This is a genomic window from Sulfitobacter sp. 1A13368 (assembly GCF_043557275.1).
Classification (GTDB): domain Bacteria; phylum Pseudomonadota; class Alphaproteobacteria; order Rhodobacterales; family Rhodobacteraceae; genus Sulfitobacter; species Sulfitobacter faviae.
Genome location: NZ_JBIFFR010000002.1, coordinates 150,347 through 171,187 on the forward strand (window position 1 = coordinate 150,347; position 20,841 = coordinate 171,187).

26 protein-coding genes and 1 pseudogene are annotated in these 20,841 nt (G+C 62.1%); 11 read left to right on the forward strand and 16 right to left on the reverse strand.

Annotation, left to right across the window (positions count from 1 at the left end):
• Nucleotides 1-21: 21 nt before the first annotated feature.
• Nucleotides 22-372 (forward strand): VOC family protein, encoded by a 351-nt coding sequence (locus tag ACGYK4_RS04250; protein ID WP_394455764.1) that lies wholly within the window; start codon nt 22-24, stop codon nt 370-372.
• A gap of 121 nt (nt 373-493) precedes the next feature.
• Nucleotides 494-1,279, forward strand: a complete 786-nt coding sequence (locus ACGYK4_RS04255; RefSeq protein ID WP_394455255.1) for an SDR family NAD(P)-dependent oxidoreductase — start codon at nt 494-496, stop codon at nt 1,277-1,279.
• 575 nt (nt 1,280-1,854) lie between these two features.
• Here ACGYK4_RS04255 and ACGYK4_RS04260 read toward each other — a convergent pair.
• A complete protein-coding gene (locus ACGYK4_RS04260; protein WP_394455257.1) occupies nt 1,855-2,406 on the reverse strand; it encodes an alpha/beta fold hydrolase in 552 nt (183 codons plus the stop codon).
• Nucleotides 2,407-2,461: 55 nt separating this feature from the next.
• The gene (locus ACGYK4_RS04265; RefSeq protein WP_394455258.1) at nt 2,462-2,680 is read right to left on the reverse strand and encodes a hypothetical protein; all 219 of its coding nucleotides are present in this window, start codon (nt 2,678-2,680) and stop codon (nt 2,462-2,464) included.
• 28 nt (nt 2,681-2,708) lie between these two features.
• On the opposite strand from ACGYK4_RS04265, the gene ACGYK4_RS04270 reads away from it, so the two are divergent.
• The 5 genes from ACGYK4_RS04270 (at nt 2,709) to ACGYK4_RS04290 (ending at nt 5,541) form a co-directional block, all read left to right on the forward strand.
• The gene (locus tag ACGYK4_RS04270; RefSeq protein WP_394455260.1) at nt 2,709-3,719 is read left to right on the forward strand and encodes an AraC family transcriptional regulator ligand-binding domain-containing protein; all 1,011 of its coding nucleotides are present in this window, start codon (nt 2,709-2,711) and stop codon (nt 3,717-3,719) included.
• Between the two features lie 99 nt (nt 3,720-3,818).
• Nucleotides 3,819-4,184: a glycine zipper family protein gene (locus ACGYK4_RS04275; RefSeq protein WP_394455261.1), complete on the forward strand. Its 366-nt coding sequence runs from the start codon at nt 3,819-3,821 to the stop codon at nt 4,182-4,184.
• An 11-nt stretch (nt 4,185-4,195) separates the two neighbouring features.
• On the forward strand, nt 4,196-4,375 hold the full coding sequence (locus ACGYK4_RS04280) for a hypothetical protein (RefSeq protein WP_394455263.1): 180 nt from the start codon (nt 4,196-4,198) through the stop codon (nt 4,373-4,375).
• A gap of 69 nt (nt 4,376-4,444) precedes the next feature.
• Nucleotides 4,445-4,864: a hypothetical protein gene (locus tag ACGYK4_RS04285; RefSeq protein ID WP_394432869.1), complete on the forward strand. Its 420-nt coding sequence runs from the start codon at nt 4,445-4,447 to the stop codon at nt 4,862-4,864.
• Entirely contained in the window at nt 4,861-5,541 is a 681-nt protein-coding gene (locus ACGYK4_RS04290; RefSeq protein WP_394432871.1) for a hypothetical protein, read from the forward strand. The genes ACGYK4_RS04285 and ACGYK4_RS04290 overlap by 4 nt, the downstream gene beginning before the upstream one ends.
• A gap of 25 nt (nt 5,542-5,566) precedes the next feature.
• On the opposite strand, the pseudogene ACGYK4_RS04295 reads toward ACGYK4_RS04290, so the two are convergent.
• The 10 genes and pseudogenes from ACGYK4_RS04295 to ACGYK4_RS04340 all read right to left on the reverse strand — a co-directional run bounded on the left by ACGYK4_RS04295 (nt 5,567) and on the right by ACGYK4_RS04340 (nt 13,219).
• Nucleotides 5,567-6,064 (reverse strand): annotated as a pseudogene (locus tag ACGYK4_RS04295) (AAA family ATPase).
• 79 nt (nt 6,065-6,143) lie between these two features.
• The gene (locus ACGYK4_RS04300; protein ID WP_394455265.1) at nt 6,144-6,494 is read right to left on the reverse strand and encodes a helix-turn-helix domain-containing protein; all 351 of its coding nucleotides are present in this window, start codon (nt 6,492-6,494) and stop codon (nt 6,144-6,146) included.
• Complete coding sequence (locus ACGYK4_RS04305) at nt 6,491-6,910, reverse strand: AraC family transcriptional regulator ligand-binding domain-containing protein (RefSeq protein ID WP_394455765.1); 420 nt, start codon at nt 6,908-6,910, stop codon at nt 6,491-6,493. Before ACGYK4_RS04305 ends, ACGYK4_RS04300 begins: the two co-directional genes overlap by 4 nt.
• A complete protein-coding gene (locus ACGYK4_RS04310) occupies nt 6,826-7,089 on the reverse strand; it encodes a hypothetical protein (RefSeq protein WP_394432873.1) in 264 nt (87 codons plus the stop codon). The genes ACGYK4_RS04305 and ACGYK4_RS04310 overlap by 85 nt, the downstream gene beginning before the upstream one ends.
• A gap of 350 nt (nt 7,090-7,439) precedes the next feature.
• On the reverse strand, nt 7,440-7,904 hold the full coding sequence (locus tag ACGYK4_RS04315; RefSeq protein ID WP_394455266.1) for an HAD family acid phosphatase: 465 nt from the start codon (nt 7,902-7,904) through the stop codon (nt 7,440-7,442).
• On the reverse strand, nt 7,901-8,446 hold the full coding sequence (locus tag ACGYK4_RS04320) for a histidine phosphatase family protein (protein WP_394455267.1): 546 nt from the start codon (nt 8,444-8,446) through the stop codon (nt 7,901-7,903). Before ACGYK4_RS04320 ends, ACGYK4_RS04315 begins: the two co-directional genes overlap by 4 nt.
• A complete protein-coding gene (locus ACGYK4_RS04325; RefSeq protein ID WP_394455269.1) occupies nt 8,443-9,459 on the reverse strand; it encodes an MBL fold metallo-hydrolase in 1,017 nt (338 codons plus the stop codon). The genes ACGYK4_RS04320 and ACGYK4_RS04325 overlap by 4 nt, the downstream gene beginning before the upstream one ends.
• A 51-nt stretch (nt 9,460-9,510) precedes the next feature.
• A complete protein-coding gene (locus ACGYK4_RS04330) occupies nt 9,511-10,560 on the reverse strand; it encodes an ABC transporter ATP-binding protein (protein ID WP_394455270.1) in 1,050 nt (349 codons plus the stop codon).
• The gene (locus ACGYK4_RS04335; RefSeq protein WP_394455272.1) at nt 10,548-12,251 is read right to left on the reverse strand and encodes an ABC transporter permease; all 1,704 of its coding nucleotides are present in this window, start codon (nt 12,249-12,251) and stop codon (nt 10,548-10,550) included. Before ACGYK4_RS04335 ends, ACGYK4_RS04330 begins: the two co-directional genes overlap by 13 nt.
• Nucleotides 12,251-13,219 (reverse strand): ABC transporter substrate-binding protein, encoded by a 969-nt coding sequence (locus ACGYK4_RS04340; RefSeq protein ID WP_209218632.1) that lies wholly within the window; start codon nt 13,217-13,219, stop codon nt 12,251-12,253. The genes ACGYK4_RS04335 and ACGYK4_RS04340 overlap by 1 nt, the downstream gene beginning before the upstream one ends.
• Nucleotides 13,220-13,384: 165 nt before the next feature.
• Here ACGYK4_RS04340 and ACGYK4_RS04345 point away from each other — a divergent pair, with 165 nt between their 5' ends.
• Nucleotides 13,385-14,155, forward strand: a complete 771-nt coding sequence (locus tag ACGYK4_RS04345) for a DeoR/GlpR family DNA-binding transcription regulator (RefSeq protein WP_394455767.1) — start codon at nt 13,385-13,387, stop codon at nt 14,153-14,155.
• 244 nt (nt 14,156-14,399) lie between these two features.
• Here ACGYK4_RS04345 and ACGYK4_RS04350 read toward each other — a convergent pair whose 3' ends face one another.
• From ACGYK4_RS04350 to ACGYK4_RS04360, 3 genes are all read right to left on the reverse strand, one after another.
• A complete protein-coding gene (locus ACGYK4_RS04350) occupies nt 14,400-15,287 on the reverse strand; it encodes a hypothetical protein (protein ID WP_394455274.1) in 888 nt (295 codons plus the stop codon).
• A gap of 87 nt (nt 15,288-15,374) precedes the next feature.
• On the reverse strand, nt 15,375-16,175 hold the full coding sequence (locus ACGYK4_RS04355; protein WP_394455276.1) for a hypothetical protein: 801 nt from the start codon (nt 16,173-16,175) through the stop codon (nt 15,375-15,377).
• Nucleotides 16,172-16,645, reverse strand: coding sequence for a hypothetical protein (locus ACGYK4_RS04360; RefSeq protein ID WP_394455277.1), 474 nt, complete (start codon nt 16,643-16,645; stop codon nt 16,172-16,174). Before ACGYK4_RS04360 ends, ACGYK4_RS04355 begins: the two co-directional genes overlap by 4 nt.
• 569 nt (nt 16,646-17,214) lie before the next feature.
• On the opposite strand from ACGYK4_RS04360, the gene dusA reads away from it, so the two are divergent.
• Nucleotides 17,215-18,222 carry a tRNA dihydrouridine(20/20a) synthase DusA gene (dusA, locus tag ACGYK4_RS04365; protein WP_394455278.1) on the forward strand — a complete coding sequence of 336 codons (1,008 nt, stop codon included), beginning with the start codon at nt 17,215-17,217 and terminating at the stop codon, nt 18,220-18,222.
• A gap of 2 nt (nt 18,223-18,224) precedes the next feature.
• Here dusA and ACGYK4_RS04370 read toward each other — a convergent pair whose 3' ends face one another.
• The gene (locus ACGYK4_RS04370; RefSeq protein ID WP_394455279.1) at nt 18,225-19,412 is read right to left on the reverse strand and encodes a multidrug effflux MFS transporter; all 1,188 of its coding nucleotides are present in this window, start codon (nt 19,410-19,412) and stop codon (nt 18,225-18,227) included.
• A gap of 184 nt (nt 19,413-19,596) precedes the next feature.
• Here ACGYK4_RS04370 and ACGYK4_RS04375 point away from each other — a divergent pair, with 184 nt between their 5' ends.
• Nucleotides 19,597-20,418 carry a sulfite exporter TauE/SafE family protein gene (locus tag ACGYK4_RS04375; RefSeq protein ID WP_394455280.1) on the forward strand — a complete coding sequence of 274 codons (822 nt, stop codon included), beginning with the start codon at nt 19,597-19,599 and terminating at the stop codon, nt 20,416-20,418.
• A 151-nt stretch (nt 20,419-20,569) separates the two neighbouring features.
• On the forward strand, nt 20,570-20,824 hold the full coding sequence (locus tag ACGYK4_RS04380; protein ID WP_394455282.1) for a hypothetical protein: 255 nt from the start codon (nt 20,570-20,572) through the stop codon (nt 20,822-20,824).
• Nucleotides 20,825-20,841: the final 17 nt, after the last annotated feature.

Genomic DNA, 20,841 nt, shown 5'->3' on the forward strand with positions numbered 1-20,841 from the left:
ATCGGAGAGACTATTGTGAAAATGAACTACTTTGTCGTCGGAACAAACGACATGCACGCATCCAAGGCCTTCTACGACGCTCTTTTCGAAGGCATGAGCCTACAGAGCATGTCACCCTCGGACCGCAGGACATATTGGCTTGGCGAGGATTTTGCCTTCGCCGTTGCAAGACCCTTTGACGAAAAGCCGGCGACCAACGGGAATGGCACGATGGTGGGCTTCTGCGTCGGTGGCAAGGAAGATGTCGAAAGGATGCACAGCCGGGCGCTGGAGCTTGGCGGCACCTGCGAAGGCGCGCCCAACCAGCGTGGCCCGAAGTTCTCGGCCTATGTGAGAGACCTCGACGGCAACAAGCTGTGCCTGTCCGACTGAGCATTTCCCGTTGGAGTGGTCCAGACTCATCCTTCGCTTGTTTGCTCTCAATAAGCTGCCTGCGGACTATGCCAGTTGACGGTCCCGCAGGCTGACTACGACCTGAACTGAAAGGAACACCATGGCCCGCCTGAACAACAAGACCTGCATCATCACCGGCGCGGGGCGCGGCATCGGGGCCGCGATCGCGCGCGCCTTCGCCCGGGAGGGCGCGACCGTCGTCGTGACCGACAAGGACGAAGGCAGCGCCGCGGATGTCGCCCGCGAGATCGGTGGAGAGGCGATGCGCCTCGACGTGGCATCCGAGCAGGACTGGGAGGCGCTGGCCGAGAGCTGGTCCCAGAGCGACGTGGTGGTAAACAACGCTGGCATAACCGGTTTCGAGGAGGTCCTGAGCCCACACGACCCCGAGACTGCCAGCCTGGAAGACTGGCGGGCGGTGCATGCGGTCAATCTCGACGGGACCTTCCTGGGATGCCGCTACGCGATCCGGGCGATGCGCCCCCGGGGCGCGGGGTCAATCATCAATATTTCCTCCCGCTCGGGACTCGTAGGAATCCCAGCCGCGGCGGCCTATGCGTCGTCCAAGGCCGCCGTGCGCAACCACACGAAGTCGGTTGCCCTCTATTGCGCCGAGCAACGGTTGAACATCCGCTGCAACTCGATCCACCCCGGGGGCGTCCTGACACCGATGTGGGAGCCGATGCTGGGCACCGGCCCGGACCGAGAAGCGCGCATGGCAGCCTTTGTGGCCGACACACCGCTGCGCCGGTTCGGCGATCCCGAAGAGGTCGCCGCCCTCGCCGTCATGCTGGCCTCGGATGAGGCGGCCTATATGACCGGGGCCGAACTCAATATCGACGGCGGCCTGCTCGCCGGATCGGCGGCAGCGCCGAAGACAGATTGATTTGTTTCAAACCAATATCCTGTCCCGAACGACCGCTTCAGGGAAGCTACGATGCTTAATCGATTGCCGAAGGGATCGTTCACTTGAAAGCGCTGCGGCGAAGATAGATGGCTTCTTCGGTGACGCGCGGTGCCGCATCGAAGGTCTCTTTGGACAGCCGGAGTGGGGCGGTCGTGTCGCGCGCAACCATGCTCCAAAAGCGAGACGCTTGGTCTTGGTAGCGCCTAATAAAGCCTCGCAGCGGTCGTCCAGATCCGGAATTTACCAGTCGTCACCTACACCATGAAATGCAAAGGTCTGAGGTGACATGGCGCAGCCTCCTCTCACTGGTCCAGCGCCCTAAGAGAAGGGGCGGGAAAAGACCTGATCGCAACGATTGTCTCCTCGGGCTGGTCCCAGACCGTGTCATGTCCCGCGCCTTCGATCACCTCCAGTCGTGCGTCCGGAAAAAGTCCGATGTGCCGGGCCTGAAGCGGCGCGCCGGTCCAGTCGTTGCAACCGCCGGCAAGGATCAGGATCGGACCGGAGAAGGCGAGGCCAGGCGCGATGGCGCCGAGCGCTGCGGCCGGGTCGCTCTAGAAGGCGTCGCTGGCGCAGCTGCCGAAACGCCATGCGGGGGTGTCGTAGGTCTGCCCCGGGCAGTGGTAGGGGTTCGCCGGATGGTTGGCGAAGGCATGAACGACTGTTCCGACGATGCTGTCCCGCGCCGCTTCTGCATCCCCGGTCACGCCGCGCGCGCGGAACCCTGCCAGAAGACCGGCCCAGACCACACGCGGGCTGCGCGAGAGCGCGGCGCGCCGGGCCTCGAAAGAGGTCAGGCCCTCCGCGTCAAGAAAACCGGGCTCGATCAGGACGGCGCGGGAGACCACCTCGGGGCGATGGCCGAGGTAAGCCGTGGCCAGCATCGCGCCCCAAGAATGGCCGATCAGCAGAACGGGGCCGTCGCCCTGCGCGGTGATCAGCGCATCAAGATCGGCAAGGTGATCCGCCATGCCCTGCCGCGCTTCTGTCACCCGCTCCGACAGGCCCGCGCCGCGCTGGTCGTAGAAAAGGACGCGGTAGGTGTCGCTTAGCGCCTCCAGCGCCAGCAGAGACCGATGGTCGCCGCCCGGACCGTCATGTAGCACAACGGCGAGCGGTGCGCCTTCCGCTTCGGCGAAGCGGCCATGCAGCAGGACGCCCTCACCATGAAGCCGGGGGCAGCGCAGGGTCGTCTAAAACCGTGGCGGGAACCTGCGGCGGCACCCGCGTGATCCACATCAGCGATGTGAAGCCGATGGCAAAGAGACCAATGACGATGACGATCAGAGAAATCATGGGGCGCAGAATAAGGGTTGTCCTTAGATAATGTCTTCGGACATTCTGCAGCCGCCGGTTCGGCAACGGCATGACCGGGCGCATCAGGATCTTGACCCCGGAGGACAGACACATGTCGGATCAGACCATGGCCGCCGGGTTCGCCTCGGCCTTTCTCGACTATGCCGTGGCCGAGGGTGCGCCGCGCGCGGGCCTGCTTGCGGCGGCAGAACTCTCCGAAGACGCGCTCGGCGATCAGGACACGCGCATTCCCGTTTCCGCCTATCAGGCCCTCATTGCCGCGGGGATCGATGCTGTGGGTGATACGTCGCTGCTTCTGCGCCACGTGCTGGAAACCCGGCTGGAGACCATGTCCATCGTCGGGCAGATCGTGCATGCCTCATCTTCCTTTCCGCACAGCCTCGGTCAGCTCAATCGTTACGCGCGGCTCATGGCGGATGTTCCGATCCCCGGTAGGCAGGACCGCTTCGGAATCGCGCGCGAAGGCGGCGCGGTCTGGCTGATCGATCACCGCCCCTGCGATGGAAGCTGGATGGCGACGGAGGCGAGCTTTGCGCGGTTCATCTCCGAATTCCGCCGCTCGGCCCCCGAACACCCCTTCGAGCAGGCACTGGAGGTGACATACGCGCCGCCGCCCCATGCCAACCGCTACCCCGATCTGTTCCGAGTGCCGGTGACCTTCCGCGCCGCGCGCAATGCGCTGCGTATCAATCCGGTCTGGCTCAACGAGGCCTTCGACGGGGGCAAGGAGTATGTCTTTGGCGTCTTCACGCGTCATGCCGACGGGCTGCTGGAGGAGCTTGCGACGCAGGACACCGTGCGCGCGGCCGTCGAGACGCGGATGCTGGCCGACTTGCACGAAGGCACGCTGTCGATGGACCACATCGCGCGCGATCTGGGCATGAGTCGACAAACCCTTTACCGCCGTCTGAAGGACGAGGGGATCACCTTCGCGCAGGTCCACGACGACCTGCGCCGCCGGATGGCGATGGATTACCTCAGCGCGCGGAAAGTCTCGGTGGGCGAGGCGGCCTACCTGCTGGGCTTCTCGGAGGCATCGGCCTTCGTGCGAGCTTTTCAGCGCTGGACCGGGACAAGCCCGACCGCCTGGCTTGCCGATTGATACCAGCGGTCAATCGGTTGATCGCTGCGGTCATGCCGCCGACCGTCACGAACGCGTAGACCCTCCCTCGACACAACACACGGTCGAAGGAAACAAGATATGAAACCGATGATGATTGCCCCGCTTTGCCTGACAGGACTTTTGGGCGCCTGTGCCGACATGGGCACGAATGTGGATCCGCTCCTCGACGGCGCGCCGAACGCGCAGTTCCAGAGCGACCTGTCCGACTGCCGGAGTCTCGCACGCAACCAGAAGCAGCTCGATCACGAGACGATGGCCTCAGCCGCCATTGGCGCCGGGATCGGCGGAGCCCTGGGCGAAGCGGACAACGATGGCGATGCGCTCGGCGGGGCTGTTGCCGGCGCACTGGCCGGCGCCGCGATGGGTGCGTCCGAGGCGAGTGAGGCGCGCGAAACAATCGTATTGAACTGTCTGCGCGGCCGTGGCCACGCGGTTGTCAATTGAGGGAGGGGGCGATGCACGACATTCACACGCGCATGACCGGCCTGCACCACTTTCTGACGGGCGGGCCGCGCCAGCCGTCATGGCGGTCCACCTATCCGCCGCGGCACCTCTGGGGCGATATCGGCCTGCCGATGGATCAGACGCCTGAAGAGCGGTGCTCCCGCCTGGCGCGCATCTTTCGGTGGCGGTGAGGGCGGGCCGATGACCCAGACCCTCGCCTTCGCCTACGCCGGCCTGACCGCGTTGGGTATTTCTCGGACATGGGCGGGATCTTCGCGATGGCGGGGCAGGGCCGTGTCTGGTTGTTCGGCGATGGATCGCAGCGCCTCAACCCCATCGACGGCGCCGATTTGGCCGAAGCCATCGCAGACGCAACCGATGCCGGCCGGGGGTGGGCCGAGATCGGCGGCCCCGACGTGATGACGCAGAACGGACTTGCGCTTGCGGCCTTTGCCGCGCTGGGGACCGAGCCGCGCATCACCCATCTTCCGGACATCCTGCGCCGCGCCGCGCGTGCCGTTCTGCCGATCCTGCCGCGCCGCATGAGCGGCCCCGCGCGCTTCTTCCTGACCGCGCTCGGCATGGACATGGTCGCGCCCCGCTTCGGGACGCGGCGCCTCTCCGACCATTTCGCCCGCCTCGCCGATGCGGCAGACCACCCGAAAGGACACCGTCCATGACCCTCCGAAAAGCCGGCGGTCTTGCCGCCCTAATCTGCGCCGCGACCTACCTTGTCGGCTTCGTCATGATTGTCACCGTGCTCGCCCCTCTGGGCTTCGGCTCGGGCGACGTCGACACCGCCGCCGTCGTCGCCTTCATCGCGGAACGCCCGGGCGTGATGATCGCCTGGAATACCGTGATCTACATCGTGAACGCGCTTGCGCTCGCGGTGCTCGTCGTCGCACTCCGCCAGCAGATCGCCGTCGCGCGGTCCGACGCCGCTGTCCTGACCGGAACACTCGGCGTGATCTGGGCCACGCTCGTCCTCGGCGCCGGGATGATCGCCAATGTCGCCGTCGTACAGACCTGTGCTCTGACCGACGACCTCGGAGCTGCAGCCTCCCTGTGGCAGACCCTGCACGCCGTCGAATTGGGCCTTGGCGGCGGCAACGAGATCGCCGGCGGCGCTTGGATTCTGGCGGTCAGTCTCGCGGCGCTGAAGGGTGGCACCCTCGGCCGCGTCACCGCCGGGATCGGCGTCCTCAGCGGTGCTGCAGGGCTCTTGACCATTCTGCCGCCGCTTGGCGATATTATTGGTGCCGTCTTCGGTCTTGGCGCCATCGCCTGGTTCGTGGCCGTCAGTGTAGCGCTCCTGCGGGTCCGCCAGGAAACGCTCGGCAAGCGGGTCGCCGCCTGACCCTTGGGGCACTGGCCCCGGACGCTTACCGGGCCGGGGCCGGATGGATCTTGATCACGAAACCCTCTTCCGGCGCTGGTGGCACGAAATGGCGCGAGACCTGCCGGAACTGATCCTCGGTCACAGCGAAGGGATGCAGGCCCTCCTTGTTTCGCGCCCTGAGCCGCTCGAGGCAGACCTCTTCCGGCACATCGAGCACGTGAAGCACATGCGCGGCATTCGTCCCCATGAGGAGGCCGCGCAGCCAGCCTCGCGCCTCGACGGTGTTCGCCTAGAAGTCGAGGACCACTGAGACACCCGCTGTCAGCAGGTCCGCGACATGCGGCCCAACGTCCCCACGAAACCGGCCGGCCCTGCGCATGTAGTTGCGCATCGACGTCAAGTCCGCACCGTAGAGCGCTTGGAGCCAGTCGTCCTCGCGGATCACCACCGTCCTGGGACCGTGACCAAGCTCAGTCGCCAGCGTGGACTTGCCTGAGGCGATCCGGCCGCAGAGCAGGCGCAGGGTCGGTTGATCGGCCATATTGTCTTCCACTTCTCGTCATACGGGCTGGGCCTGGGGCAGCGCCGTCGGCCCGAAGAGCAGCAGCGCCAAGAGCAGCTCAGGGTAAAAGGCGATCCTTGCGGTAGCTCGCCGGCGTTGTCCCCATCCAGCGCTTGAAGGCGCGGGTGAAGGCGCTCTGCTCGGAAAAGCCCGTCAGAAAGGCGATTTCTGCCAGCGAATGGCGCTCGTCCCGTAGGAGCCCTTCGGCCAGATCGCGGCGCGTCTCGTCGGTCATGGCGTGGTAGCTCATCCCGTGCTCGGAGAGGCGGCGCTGGAAGGAGCGCGCGGAAAAGCCAAGTCCGCGCGCGATCTCGGCCATTTTCGGTGTGCCCTCGCTCAGCGCCTGGGCGATGGCATCTTTCGAGCGGCTCACCAGATCGGGCGCGTTCGAAATCCGGGATAGCTTCACATCGAGATGCGAAATGAGATAGCGAGAGATCCCCTCGTCACCGAGGACGTTCGACCGATCCAGCGTTTCGTTTGCGTAGAGGATCGCGTCGAGATCCGCGCCGAACCGGACCGGGCAGCCGAACCAATTCTCGTGCGCGGCGACGGATTGCGGGCGGCATGTCGCACCAGCACTATCTCGGGCAAGACCGGCTCCGGGCTGACCTGCCGGGCGATCGACACGGCGCTCGCAAGCGTTGCTTCGTTCGACAGCCGCATCCCGAGGCGTCTGTCGCCCGCCCGGTTCAGGATGAAGAGCGTACCGCCCTTCGCCTCGCGCAGTTCATACTCGACTACGCTGGTCCAGAGCCGGGCATAGCGCTCGATCCGCGCGTAGGATGCGCCGAGCGTTGTCGCCGCCTTGAAGGCGAGCCCCAGCGCGCCGTATTCGTCATGCGCTCAAGCATGTCGTAGTTGCGTTCGGCCGGGATCATCTGCCCGCTGTCCCAGGCGCTCTCCGGGTCGATCCCGACCGAGGACAGCATCTCGCTGGCATTGATGCCATCGCCTGCCGCGGCGACAATCTTGCGAGCAAAGAGCGACGTCACATATCCCATGCGCGGCAGTCTACGGCGCGGGTCGGGATCGGCCAAGCTCGACGCTATGCGGATGTCCGATGGGCTCGTTCGATCACGCCCGCCCCCGACCATCAGAAAGTGCTGCACCATAGACGAATGGCCGGTCTGGTGAAGCTGCAACACATCGCTTGACTACATCGGCAAGGGCCGGTTTGGGCCTTAAAGCGCCAATGCACCTGATGGTCAGACAGCAATCGTTCGTTGCGTCAAGCAAGAGCATTAGCATAGCGACAGGTCATTCAGCCGGTCTCGCTCCTGCGTCGACCAAATTGCAAGAACCGACTCGAAGTCCGTTAAAGGCCAATTGAGTAGCATCTTTTGACCTAACTCTAAAAGTTCCCCGGAGCGCATTGCAGACATATCAACCCTTCAGCGCGCCATGCCTCGACCACAGAGCTACGATCATCGATCACCAGCCAAGGCTTGAAGCCATCCGCCTGCATTTCTTTCAATGCGCGTCGTTTCACTTCGGGGTCGGTGGCTTCATCCTGATCTTCGGCGCGCAGGTATATCCCGTCGAAAGGCAGATCGTGTTTGCGCAGCCATGCAATCGTATGTTCAGCCCAGCCCTTTGGCCGTCCGGAGCAAATTAGAATGGTTTCACCGCTTTCTTTTAACCGTCGCATCAACTTTGCGACCGGGCCAATCAGTGCGGCATCTGCCATTGCGAGGTGGAAGTTACCCCAGTGTTTTTCCACGCCATGCACAAGATGGCCTAGACGCTCTGCGTCGAACTCAGCAAGGGTGCCATCGACATCAAAAACCACACATGGGGTCGCTGCGGTTTGGGTCATAGGGTTTGCTCCAGTAGTTTATTCTCGGCGATTTCGAATAGGAGGGGGGTCGCATTGGGCGGACGTTGGCCAACATCACCCGTTGTCCAGAGCACGCGTGCGGCGCGGATGACACCGGAGTGACATACAAGGACCGGCAAGGCCGTCGGAGATGCTGCGCAGATCTCCCTTATCGCGATCTGTACCCGCTTGAGCATATCGGGCCAGCTTTCGCCTCGGTCCGGAGTGGCTTCCCTGAGGGGCTGATCGCTCAGCGGTCGCCCTTCGAAGACGCCCCAGTCTCGCTCACGCAACCCGTCGTGCAACTCAATTCGCTGACCCGGAAAGGCGAGCCGCGCCGTATCCTGCGCCCGAGACATCGGACTGGCGTAGATCGCAATCGGTTCTGGCCATATTCTTTGTGATAGCAAGCAGGCTTGATGGCGGCCCAGCTCGGTCAGCAGCACATCGGTTACCCCGGCGATGATCTCGTCTGCATTGGCGGTCGTCTCGCCGTGGCGGATCAGGCAAAAGCTGCGCGATGGCATAGCTGCGGCGGTCATAGGCGCACCCGATCGTGAAAGAATACCTCGGCGTCGAGCCCTTCGACGAGGTAATCTTCGGGCTGGGTGCAAAACGCGGGCGCAAAGCGTCTTGCACCGAGGCGTTCCAGCATCTTGCGCTGATCGCGCAGCGGTGGGTGGACATTCCAACGCTGAAAATATCCGCCCGGGACGCTGCAGATGCCCCGTGCATGTGCCGTCATATGGCCTGTGAACACGACATGCGCGTCGCGCCCCAGACGCCCGCTTTCATGCCAAGCCCGCACATAGCCCCAAGCAGCACCGCCGTCGGCGTTGGGTGTGTCACAGATCAAGAACCGCGCCTGCTCCATCGGGCCGCGGTCCAACAGCGGGGCGATGAGGCGGGCCTCGGCACTCACACCACCGCTGCTGAGTGCAGCGCGCAGCGTATCTTGGCATTCAGGGTCCAACATCACGCTTTCGCAGCCGTAGCGCCGCACAAGATGCAGCGCCATCTCGCCCGCGCGGCCAGAGGGGGGGACGGGCAAAAGGACCTGACCGTTAACTCTGTCGAGCAAGGCATTCAGCGCGTCGAACCGATCCGACTGTGGCACATCATCAAGGTGATAAGAGCAGTCCAAAATCGCGGTCGCCGCAGGGGGTGGCACATCAAAGGTGAACCAATCGGATTCCTCCGACCAGTCGCCAGAATAGAACAGCCCTTCGCCCAGATCGAAGTGGAACCAGACGCCGCCCATCGCATGGCCATTGCGCCCGGTGGTGAGGGTCACGTCGTTGATCGCCGTCTGACCCTGTTCGGGCAGCAGATGCACATTGGCCGCGGGCGGCAGGGCTTTGGCCGTTTGCGCTGTGGCATAGATGGGCAGACCTGCTTCAACCGCATGCGACGCGCCACCGATGTGATCAATGTGATCATGGGTGATGAACACCGCCTCAGCCCCTTCAAGCCACGCGGGATCGAAATGCGCGTTGGCTTCGGGGCCGAAACCGCAATCAAGCAGCCATATCCGGTTATTCACGGTCAATTGCATGCACGCGGGGCCTTTGTCCCCGATGCCGGAAAGTAGTCGTATGCTTTGCATTTAATCCTCTGAAAAGGCCCAAGGGGTGGTGATTGTCAGGCCCAGTTGTGCGCCGACGTCAAAGCGGGCGCGGGTTTCTGCAAACAGGCGCGCACCGCAGTCGGTCACCGTTTCCAGCAAGTATTTTCCGCCCATATAGGTGACCCGCGCGACCTTGCTCCGCAGATCGCCACTCTCCGAGATGGTCAGGTTTTCGGGGCGCAAGCAGACATGGCTGACCCGCGTCTCAGCCCTTGCGGACTGAACCGCAACTTCGGCGCCCAGTATCCGCGCCTGACGGGCCTCTCCGGCCTGCGTGACCTCTTGCACCGGCACCACGGTGCCGCGCCCGACGAATTCAGCAACAAAGCGGTTTCTAGGCCGTTCATAGAGGGTTTGCGGCGTGTCGAACTGCTGAATGCGGCCCTGATCCATCACGGCGATCCGATCGGCCATCGCCATGGCTTCGGCCTGGTCATGAGTGACATAGACCATTGTGGCCCCGGTGCGCTTGTGAAAATCGGTAAAGACGCCCTGCATCGTGGCCCGCAACGCCACATCAAGGTTGGCCAAAGGCTCATCCAGCAGCACGGCACAGGGATCAGAGACAAGGCAGCGTGCCAAAGCCACCCGTTGCCGTTGTCCGCCCGAAAGGTCAGAGGGCATGCGATCAGCGTAATTCTCAAGCCCCGTCGAGGCGAGGGCCGCATCGGTGTGTTTTGCTACCTCGGACTTGGAGAACCTGCGGATTTCAAGCGGGTAGGACACATTCCGCCGCACCGACATATGCGGCCAAAGCGCGTAGGATTGAAACACAAACCCGATGTTGCGCTCTTCGGGCGGCAGGTTCACCCCTGTTTGAGCATTGGCCATTTCGCGGCTGCCAATGCGGAGTTGACCGCTGCTGGGCGTCTCGAACCCCGCCAAGATGCGCAGAAGGGTGGTCTTGCCACAGCCCGACGGCCCCAAAAGTGCGATAAATTCGCCGTCGTCGAACCGGGTTGTGATGTCTTGTAGGGCAGGGGTGCCTGCGAATGTCTTGCTGACCGAAGACAGGTTTATGTCTGCCATGGGACAACTCCTTTTGGGAAGCGGCGGGAAAACAGCTGGATTAGCGCCATAAGGACGATGACCACAAAGACGATGGTCATTGCCAAGGCGCTGGCCATGCCGGTTTCGCCACTGTCATCGAGGTTGAAAATCACCACGCCCAATGTCTCGGTGCCCGAGGACCACAAGAGCGCGGAAACCGTGAGTTCGTTAAACGCGGTGAGAAACACAAGAATCGCCCCCGCCGCTGCCGCTGGGGCCGAAAGCGGAAAGATCACATCGCGTAGCCGCCTGTAGAGCGAGGCACCGACCGATTGCGCGGCCTCATCCATAGCAGGATCGAACTGTTTCAGGCTTGCCTGAACCGGGCGGAACATCACCGCGAAGAACCGCGCGAGATAGGCCAGAAAGATGATCCAAATGGTGCCATAAAGCGTGGCTTCGGTGAAAGGCAGCTTGATCAGCAGCAGGATCATCGCGATCGATAGGACAACACCCGGCAGGGCGTAGGGCAGATCGAGCAGGCTGTCGAACAGCCGCGCGAGCCGCGTTTTGCGTCGCTCCATCAGCCACGCAAGAGGCAGGCAGATTGCCGCCAAAACCGCAGAGGCGCCTGCGGCCAGCCCAAAGGAGTTGGCAAAGGCACGCGAAGTGACAGGTTGGCGGAACAGGACTTCGTACCAAGATGCAAGCGTCACAGTATCAAAGCGCAGGGTCACGCCATAGGCAGGCACGAGTGACGTCGCCAAAAGGCCGAACATCGGCAGGACGAGGATGGCAAAGACCACGGCCCATAGAAGTATCTCAACCGGTAGGCGGGCCGCGCCCAAGGGCAGGGCCAGCGGGCGGGAGGTGCTGCCCACAAGATGCAATCTCTGACGAGACTGGCATAGGCGCTGCAGCAAGATGCCCGCAACGGCGACCACCCCGATCAGCATGGCCAGAACTGAAACCTCGGCCAGAACGGTCGTGCCCATGCCAGCCAGCTTTTGATAGACCAGCGTCGGCAGCGTCGCATAGCCTGCAGGAATGCCCAACATCGCGGGAATGCCAAAATTGCCAAGCGCGGTGACAAAGGTGATTGCCGTGCCCGCCGCGAGACTGGGCAAGGTCAGGGGCATGACGACCTGCCACCATGTGCGCAGCCCTCTGGCACCGCTGATCCGGGCGGCCTCTACCACATCTTGCGGGATGGATCGCAGGCCCGCGCGAAGGGTCAGGAAGATGATCGACATATGCTGGATGCCCAGCAACAGGATGATGCCCTCGGGCGAGTAAAGTGGCTGGGGCGCGCCAAGCGGGGGGGCAATGCCCAATGTCTTTAGCAAGACCGAAGATGGCCCCATGATCTGGGTCCATGACAGTGCAGTGATCTGCGGCGGGATCATCATCGGGATCATCAGGCAAAAGACCAAAGCCGCCTTGGCCCGCAGGTCTGTCAGCGCCACCAGAAAGGCAAAGGCCGCGCCAAGCACCAGCGACACCAAAGTGCCAAAACCCGCCGTGACCAGCGAATGCTTAAGCGCACTTAGGGTCGAGGGTTGCGCCAGTACATCGCGCATAAGGGTCAGACTGGGGCTGCCTTGATCCGTGACACCCTCGACAAAAAGGCGCAGGACCGGCGCAAGCGTCAGACAGATGGCGACAATCAGAATGGCAGAGAGCAGCCGGGCCTCGGTCCGGCTGCCTCCAGTTTGTTGTGCGGCACTCATCATTCAGCGCCGAAAAGCTCTGCGAATTTGGCCTTGTTGGTGTCGGCATTTGCGAGGGCCTCGGCAGGATCGAAGGCCATCAGTTTGATGTCTTCGCGGGCGGGGAACCCTTCGGGTACGCCCATGCCGTTACGGGCAGGGATATAACCCATGTCCAGAACCAGTTCTTGGCCTTCAGTGCTGAGCAGGAAGTCGACGAATTTCTCGGCACCTTCGACGTTCTTGGCAGAAGACATGATCGCCACCGGCTCGGTCACATAGGAGACGCCCTCTTCGGGAAAGACGAAATCAACCGGGGAGCCTTCAGCCTTGTTGCGGATCGCAAGGAAGTCGACGACCATGCCATAAGGCTTCTCACCCGAAGCCACGGCTTTGAACGTGCCGCCGTTGCCACCCTGCGCGCGGGCCTCATTTGCGGCGAGGTTTTCGTAATACTCCCAGCCCAAAGTCTCATCGCCGGTCAGCGTGGCAAGGTGGATCAGCGCGGCACCGGAATAAAGCGGAGAGGGCATCGCGATTTGCCCTTTGATGGCTTCGTCCGAGAGGTCGGTCCACGAGGTCGGCGCGGTCTCGACACCTGTGTTGTAAACGATCCCGGTGGTGATCAATTTGGTCGAGTGGTAATAGCCTTCGGCAGAATGCAGCGCCGCGTCATAGTCACCGGCTTCGGGCGATTGATAGGCGGTCAACAGACCCTCCTGCGCCATGCCCTCCAGCGTCACAGTATCGGCGATAAGTAGGACATCGGGCTGCGGGTTTCCCGCTTCGATCTCGGCGCGCAGGCGGGCCATCAGTTTGGTTGTGCCGTCGCGGACCCAATCAACTTCGGTGCCAGGGTTGGCAGCCATAAATGCGTCCACCGTCCGCTGCGCATCCGCATTCGGCTGCGATGTGTAGAGGGTGATCGTATCGGCCATGGCCGTGCTGGCCAAAAGCGCGAAAGCGGTGGATGTAACGAAGGATTTCATGGAACTCTCCTGGGGTTTTTACTTTCGAACGAAAGCAGTTCGCGAGAGCCTTATCCCTGAGTTTTCTGACAGTTTTGTAACGGTTATTTGAAACTTTTATTTATATTGCGGGGCCTGAGTTCATTTCCTAACCTATTTGAAAAATATGATTATTTTTCGAAGGAAATGACCGTGCGACGGGATATTACCCAGAGAAGAGACGAGATTATTGCCCTACTCTCCAAGCGCGAAACGCTGTCGGCAGCCGAGCTTTCGTCCGAGCTTTCGGTTTCGGTACAAACCATACGAGCCGACCTGCGCGATCTTGACGAAGCGGGACTTGTCCAGCGCCGCAACGGCTATGCCCGGCTGCGCCAGCAGAGTGAGAACATCGGCTATCTGCCCCGCGAAGGCATCGCGCGACAGGAAAAGCAGCGCATCGCATTAGCGGTAAAGGGTCTTATTCCCGATGGCGCACGGGTGGCCTTGGGCACCGGCACAACGGTAGAAGCCTGCGCGCGGTTCTTGGCTTCGCATAAAGACCTTTTCGTCGCGTCCAACAGCATTCACGCTGTCTGCGCCCTGCAACAAGCCCCTGGCGTTGCTGTTGAACTGGCAGGCGGAACCGTAAGAATGCGCGATTTGGATATGATCGGCACGTCAGCGCTCAATTTCTTCTCACGGTATCGGGTTGATTACGCGGTGTTCAGCTGCGGCGGCCTTTCCGAAGAGGGCGAGGTACTGGATTACAACGCCGACGAAATGTCCGCCCGCAAGGCCATTGCCGGCTGTGGGAAGAAGAGCATTCTGGTGGTGGACAGCACGAAGAACGGCTTGGACCTGCCTTTCCAGATGGGTCACGCTTGGGACTTTGATGTGATCGTGACAGGGGCACGTTTTTCAGCATCGGTACTTGATAGCTGTTCGCGACATGGATGTCAGATTATGCAAGTTTGACACCCTCGTTCGCTGGCTAACCTGCACGTCAGCCCGTCACATCCTCTGGAAGAGTATTGGCACGGATCAATGTCCGCTTGCAGTTGCTAAGGCGGCATCCGGGCTATCTTGGGAGGTCGGTTTAGGGCCGTTCGCGTCGGCGCTCCCTCATGTAGGAAGGGCGGTTTGCCGACATTCACTGCAGGTGCGTAATGCGGTGCCAAAGTGCATGATCGGCAGGTGGAACCATAAAGTTGAAGCTGCGTCAGCCGCCAAAACCTGCAACCGAACCGGACGTCACCCATGCGCTGGAGCACTTGCCGTCATAGGCAACATTCGGTGGCCAGTTAGCCTCGTTCAGGCCGCAGGCGACAAGACGTGCGTCGAAATCGAGCATGGACCACGGAAGGTCATCGCCGCGCTTGTCCCTATCGGGCCAGACGATGCCGCTGAAACCGTTTTCATTCCAGCACTCGAAGGCTCCCATGGCGTCGTAGGGGCCGAGATACCCCATGATCGCGGCGTCCTCAAAGGCGGCGGTGTAAAGCGCAATTTGACCCGCGTCAGAGCCTTCCTTACTTTCGACCAGACCGACTTCGCGGCAAGCATAGCCGCCATAAGGCGTATCTCCAGGCAGTCTTTGCCGCGGGATGTAGAAGGGGCGGCTGTCTGCGGAAGGGCCGGTGCGCGCGCCATTTGGCGCAATGCCGCGTGTCGTCAGCAGAGCGTCAATTTCAGCGCGCAGGGCGGGCACCATACAGGTTAAAGTGCGCTGCGGTTCGGCCCCCCGTCCGAATAGGTCGAGCGAGATTTCAACGTGACTGTTATCCACGGCATCAATGGCACGGCGCAGGTTGAGCACGGCGTGTCCGCTCTCGTCCAAGAAAGTCAGACTATAACTGTCCCAAGGGTAGCCACCTGTCCCGAGTGTCATCGCAAAGGGAATATCCCGTGCCACCTCGCTGTGTGGTCCCTTAGAGATCGCCGGATCTACGTTAAGGGTCAACATCTCCATCTCGGTCATCGGGTGGACCGTGCGGCAGAGTTTAATTTCTTCTGCCTCTTCGGTCACACAAAGCACATCGGTTTCCAGAATGCCTTCGTCGCAAAACGCAGCGGCTTGGCTCGCAGCCCGCACAGCTGCAATTGTCATAGTTTTCCGCATCTTTCCCCCACTGCGCTCAAAATTGAAACTGCCATGTGTTATGTCTGTGTCGTAGATTAAAGCTTCGGCGATCCGTTACTGGATCATCTGTAGATACTGCTGATCCACCCAGGCCGTGGCACAGGGGCCGTTGTAGGCATGCCCCATGTCTTCAGGACGGATTACGCATTCGCTAACGCCGATCGGGATCGCCACCGCGCGAAAAGCGCCATGCACGGCCAGCACCTCAACTTCGTCACCGTTATATAGCTGCCACCACACGGGTGTTGCGGCATTGGGGCTGCTCCACTGGTAGACAGGTACCGTTGTATCGGTCTGCACGCGTGCGCGACCGACTGTCTCTGGGGTCGGCACGATTTCATCACCCGAGAAAAACAAGCCCACATGCCCGCGATCCACAAACCCGAGCTCCATCGTGGCGAGGTCGGCGTAGACGGTTTGCGGCAGGCACAGTTCCTGTTCAATCGGCATCTGCCAATCAGCGGTTTGCAACCAGGCTTCGGCAGGAAGATCAAGCCGCTGTTCGTCTTCCTCTTCGTTCCACGGCACCGCCATATGAAGAATGCGCGGCATGGCGTAGGGTTCGTCCCAAAAGCCCAGTTCGACCTTGAGCGTTTCCTCGTCGAGCCAGCCAAAAGTGTAGTGGGTCAGCGCCCCATCGGCGGTCAGAGGAACGTCATAGCGCAGCTCACCGGAGGCCAAGTGGTGCCGCACCATTTCAAACCGCGCATCAGACTGACAAACAGTAATCTGCTCCCGCTCCGCCTCGGGCGCGTTGGTGGCGCATTGAAACACCACCTCGCCCGAACACACCCCCTGCGCCTGTGCAGCAGAGCCGAGGCCCGCCGCGATCACGGCCGCAGCCCAAGGTCTCATGGGGAGACCTGCGCATTGTCGATCATCATGATGAACTCACCAAGGCTTTGCTGAACAGACCCCGCATCGCAGGACAGGCCGGCAATCTCGCTGCCGTCCTGATAAACGGTAAGGCCACCGCCGACCTCGGCGTCGCCCCGTTCGGCCCACCAGTATACCTCGTAGCCATAGCCGTCTTCGGTTTGGAAGGTGACCGACTCGCTCATCATCGTGCCCATGCCCGTGCCCTCGTTGTAAAGCAGGGAGGCTTTGTCGACGATGATTTCCTTCTCGAGTTCACCGCTGGTTTGGAAAAAGCCATAAGAGGCCATATCGCCGTCCATCCAGAAGGCATCGCAAACCTCAACGGCCTTTGCGCCACCGTTAAAGGTGCAGCTGAACATCTCCGACCCGTCCAGTTCGCAGTAAGAGCCGGCCAATGCGGCAGAGGAGGTCATCATGGCCAAAGTCGTCAGAAGTGCCCGTTTCATGGGAATATCCTTTTAAGAAGTTAGAGTAATTGGGAATGTGTCTTTTGAACCTTGCGGCGGACCTGAAAAGCCCCATGAGCGCGAAGCCGATAAATGCCACCCCGAGCCCGACATCCTTGAGGGCCTTTTTTACGCGCGACCGAAGCTCGACATGCGTGGTTTGAGTAAGCTTGCTCATGGAGAATACGCTCCGAATTATACGTTTTGAAACGCTGCCGCGGTAAGGCGCGATCCACACATAGGCGGAGCCTAATGGTCTGAAAGTAGTAATTAAAAATCTGTTTTTGCTTTGCGCGAAATTGTTAGTTGCAACAACGCTACAATGCAAGTCGGCGCGTCCGCGAAAAAATTCTCCTTGGTTTGATTCCCGACTTCCCTGGTTCAGACAGAGAAGCAAGGGAGGCGGCGCGCGGGGCGAACACGGGCGGAGTAAGTGGCGGTGTTCTGGCAGTTCAGATGTGCTAGACGGTAGCAATCCTGAATCGAAAACCCCGGAAAACCGGGGGAAACCCCCGGAAATCCACGCCAAGCGTGCTACATCAAGCTCATTCGGATATGAGGTTAAGCTATTGAAAAATAATGTTGAAAGAGCAGCACGGCTAAGCGTCGCACCGATGATGGATTGGACCGACCGCCACTGCCGCTACCTCCACCGTCTGCTCAGCCGCGAGACCCTGCTTTACACCGAGATGGTGACCGCCCCCGCCTTGGTGCGTGGTGGCGCGTTGCATCTGCTGGATTACGACCCTGCGGAACATCCCGTTGCATTGCAACTGGGCGGGTCGGACCCGCAAGAGCTGGCGCAGGCGGCGCGGTTGGGGGCCGCGGCGGGCTATGATGAGATCAACCTTAATTGCGGCTGCCCCTCCGACAGGGTGCAATCGGGCGCATTCGGGGCCGTCTTGATGCAGCAGCCGGGGCTGGTGGCCGATTGCGTCGACGCGATGCGCGCGGCCTGCGATGTCGAGGTGACGGTGAAATGCCGCATCGGGGTGGACGATCAGAACCCCGAAGAGATCCTGCCCGAGTTCCTGTCGCGGATCGTGGCGGCGGGCTGCACCCGTGTGACGATCCATGCCCGCAAGGCGTGGTTGCAGGGGCTAAGCCCCAAAGAAAACCGCGATATTCCGCCACTGGATTATGACCTCGTCCGTCGAATGAAGGGGCTGTTCCCGAACCTGCATATCTCGGTCAATGGCGGGATCACCTCGCTCGATCAGGCCGAAGCCTTTCTCGATGCGGGGCTCGATGGCGTCATGGTTGGGCGCAGCGCCTACCACGCGCCCGCGGATATCCTCGCCACGGCAGACCGGCGCATCTATGGGCAGGGCGGCGACAGCAGTGCGGAGGCGGCGGTGCAGGGGATGTTGCCCTATATCGAGGCCCATTTGGCAAGCGGCGGGCGGCTGGGGCAGATCACCCGGCATATGCTGGGGCTTTTCGCCGGGCGGCCCGGTGCGCGGCAGTGGCGGCGTATCCTTTCCGAAGGGGCGCATAAGCCCGGCGCGGGCCCGGAACTGGTCGAAACGGCCTTGGCCGAAGTCGCCGCGGCGCAGGACATAGCCGCGGCGGGTTAAGGTCAGACGCTGGGCTCAGCCACAGGGCGGGGCCGCAGCAGCGCCAGCGTGAGCAGGGCCGCCACCAGACCGCAGGCCGCGATGGCCCCCAACATCGGCGCGACGGTGCCGTCGAAGAACGGTCCTGCCAGCGCGATGGAGAGGCCCCCGGCCACCATCTGCAAGGTGCCGCCCAGTGATGAGGCCAGCCCTGCGATATCGCCGTGGTCATCCAGCGCCACGACCATCACCGTCGGCACCACCACGCCAAGGCAGGCATTGGCGCAGAACAGACCCGCCATCACCAGATAGAGCTCCGGCTCGGTAACCAACGCGGTGACAAAGATCGCGGCGGAGAAGAGCACGAAGCCCGCGACCCCGCGCCGGACGAGGCTGCGCATGCCCCAGCGTTCGCCCAGCCATCCCGCCAATTGCGAGGCCGAGAAGAAGCCCACCGCGTTGACCGCGAAGGCCAGCGAGAACCCCGTCGGCCCCAGCCCGTATTGCCCGGTATAGACGAAGGGCGCGAAGGCGATGAAGACAAAGAAAGAGCCCATGGCGAAGCCGCCGATAAAGGTCAGCCCCATGAAGATCGGATCGCTCAGCAGCACTTTCGCCCCGCGCCAAAGGCTGCGCGGGTTGATCCGAACGCGGCGCTCTGCGGGCAAGGTCTCAGGCTGTGCGGTGGCGGTGAGTGCCAGCGCGGCAACCGCCAGCACGCCAAGGGCTAGGAAGATCGCGCGCCAATCGGCCAAGGCCAGAACCGCGCTGCCCGCCAGCGGGGCCAGCATGGGCGAGATCGAGATCACCAGCATCAACATCGCCATCAAGCGCGTCGCCTGTGTCCCGGTATATTGGTCGCGGATGATCGCGCGGGGCACCACCATCAGCACCGCGCCGCCCAGCCCTTGCAGGGCGCGCCAACCGGTCAGCGCCGCCATCGACGGGGCGAAGGCCGCCCCGAAAGAGGCGACCAGAAACAGCGCGAGCCCGACCATGATCGGCAGTTTGCGCCCCGCCTGATCGGCCCAAGGGCCGTAGAAAAGCTGCCCCAGCCCGAAGGCGATGAAATAGGCGGTGATCGTCGCCTGAACCGCCGTTTCAGAGGCGCCATAGCTGGCGGCGATGGCAGGCATGGCGGGCAGATACATATCAATGGCGAAGGGGCCGACCAGCCCCAGCAACCCGAGAATGAGCGCTGAACGTAGCACGAGATGTCCTTTCGGATGGAATGGCCGGGGCCATATGGGGCAGGCGGCAAACGGTCGGTGCGCTTGGGGCCCACAGTCGCGGGCAACCTAACTGGCCTTGGGCAAAGTGCAACCCCGGCGTTATCGCCTTGAACCCTTCGCGCGAAACGGCTTGATAGAGCCAACGACAGCCGGGGAGGGGCTCATGCCAGAATTGAACGATCTATTGCCGATGCTGGTGCTGCTCGCCCTGATCGGCGGTTTGGCCGGGATTTTGGCCGGGCTTTTGGGCGTCGGCGGGGGCATCGTCTTGGTCCCGGCGTTCTTTTATGTTCTGCAATCGCTGGGCTATGGCGGGCCGCAGTTGATGCAGATTTGCCTTGCGACCTCTCTGGCGACGATCATCGTCACTTCGGCGCGTTCGGTGCATGCGCACAACAAGAAGGGCGCGGTGGATTGGGAAATACTGCGCACTTGGGCACCGGGGATCATGCTCGGGGCCATTCTGGGCGTGCTGCTGGTGTCGCAATTGCGGACCCAGACGCTACAGGTGATCTTTGGCGGGCTGGCGCTTTGCGTGGGCCTGTACCTCGGCTTTGGGCGCAGCGAGTGGCGCTTGGGGGAGACCATGCCGCGCGGCCTCAAACGCGCGCTCCTGTCGCCGATGGTGGGCTTTCTGTCGGTGCTCATGGGGATCGGCGGCGGCAGCTTTGGCGTGCCGCTGATGACATTGCACGGCCGGCCCATTCACAAGTCCGTGGCCACAGCGGCGGGCTTTGGCCTCTTGATCGCTGTGCCTTCGGTGATTGCCTTTCTGTTTGTCGATATCGGGCAGAGCCGCCCGCCGCTGACCCTCGGCGCGGTCAACCTCGCAGCCTTTGGGATCGTCGTGGCGATGACGCTGATCACCGCGCCTTGGGGCGTGCGGCTGGCCCATGCGATGGACCCCAAACCGCTGCGGCGGGTCTTTGCCGTCTTCCTCGTGCTGGTGGCGCTGAACATGCTCAGAAAGGCGCTTTGGGGCTGAGACGACCCGGTTTTGACCTTACTCCTGCCGGAATGCGGCTCTTTCTGCCCAATTTCGGACAATGTTCACTGAATTGCCGCAATCTCGACACAAACTGCGGGCTAAATGCCATAACAAACGCAGAATCATCCGAACCAAGGGACGTGACGAGATGCGCCGAAGCGGGACCAAAGCGATCATCCTCAAAGGGCAGGGCAGCGACCTCGCCTATTGGAAACCTGCACGCCGGGGCCGCCGGGCGTTTCGTTTCGATGGGATGTTCACCCGTGAGACCAGCCTGACCTTCGCCCGCGCCGCTGTGCCTGCCGCCAACTACAACGCGGCCCCGATGGGGCATCAGGATGTCACCCACGGCGAAGCGGCCCTTATTTTCCTGAACCAGATCGTCCAGCGCCGCGGGGCCTGAGCCCGCCTAAGCCCGCC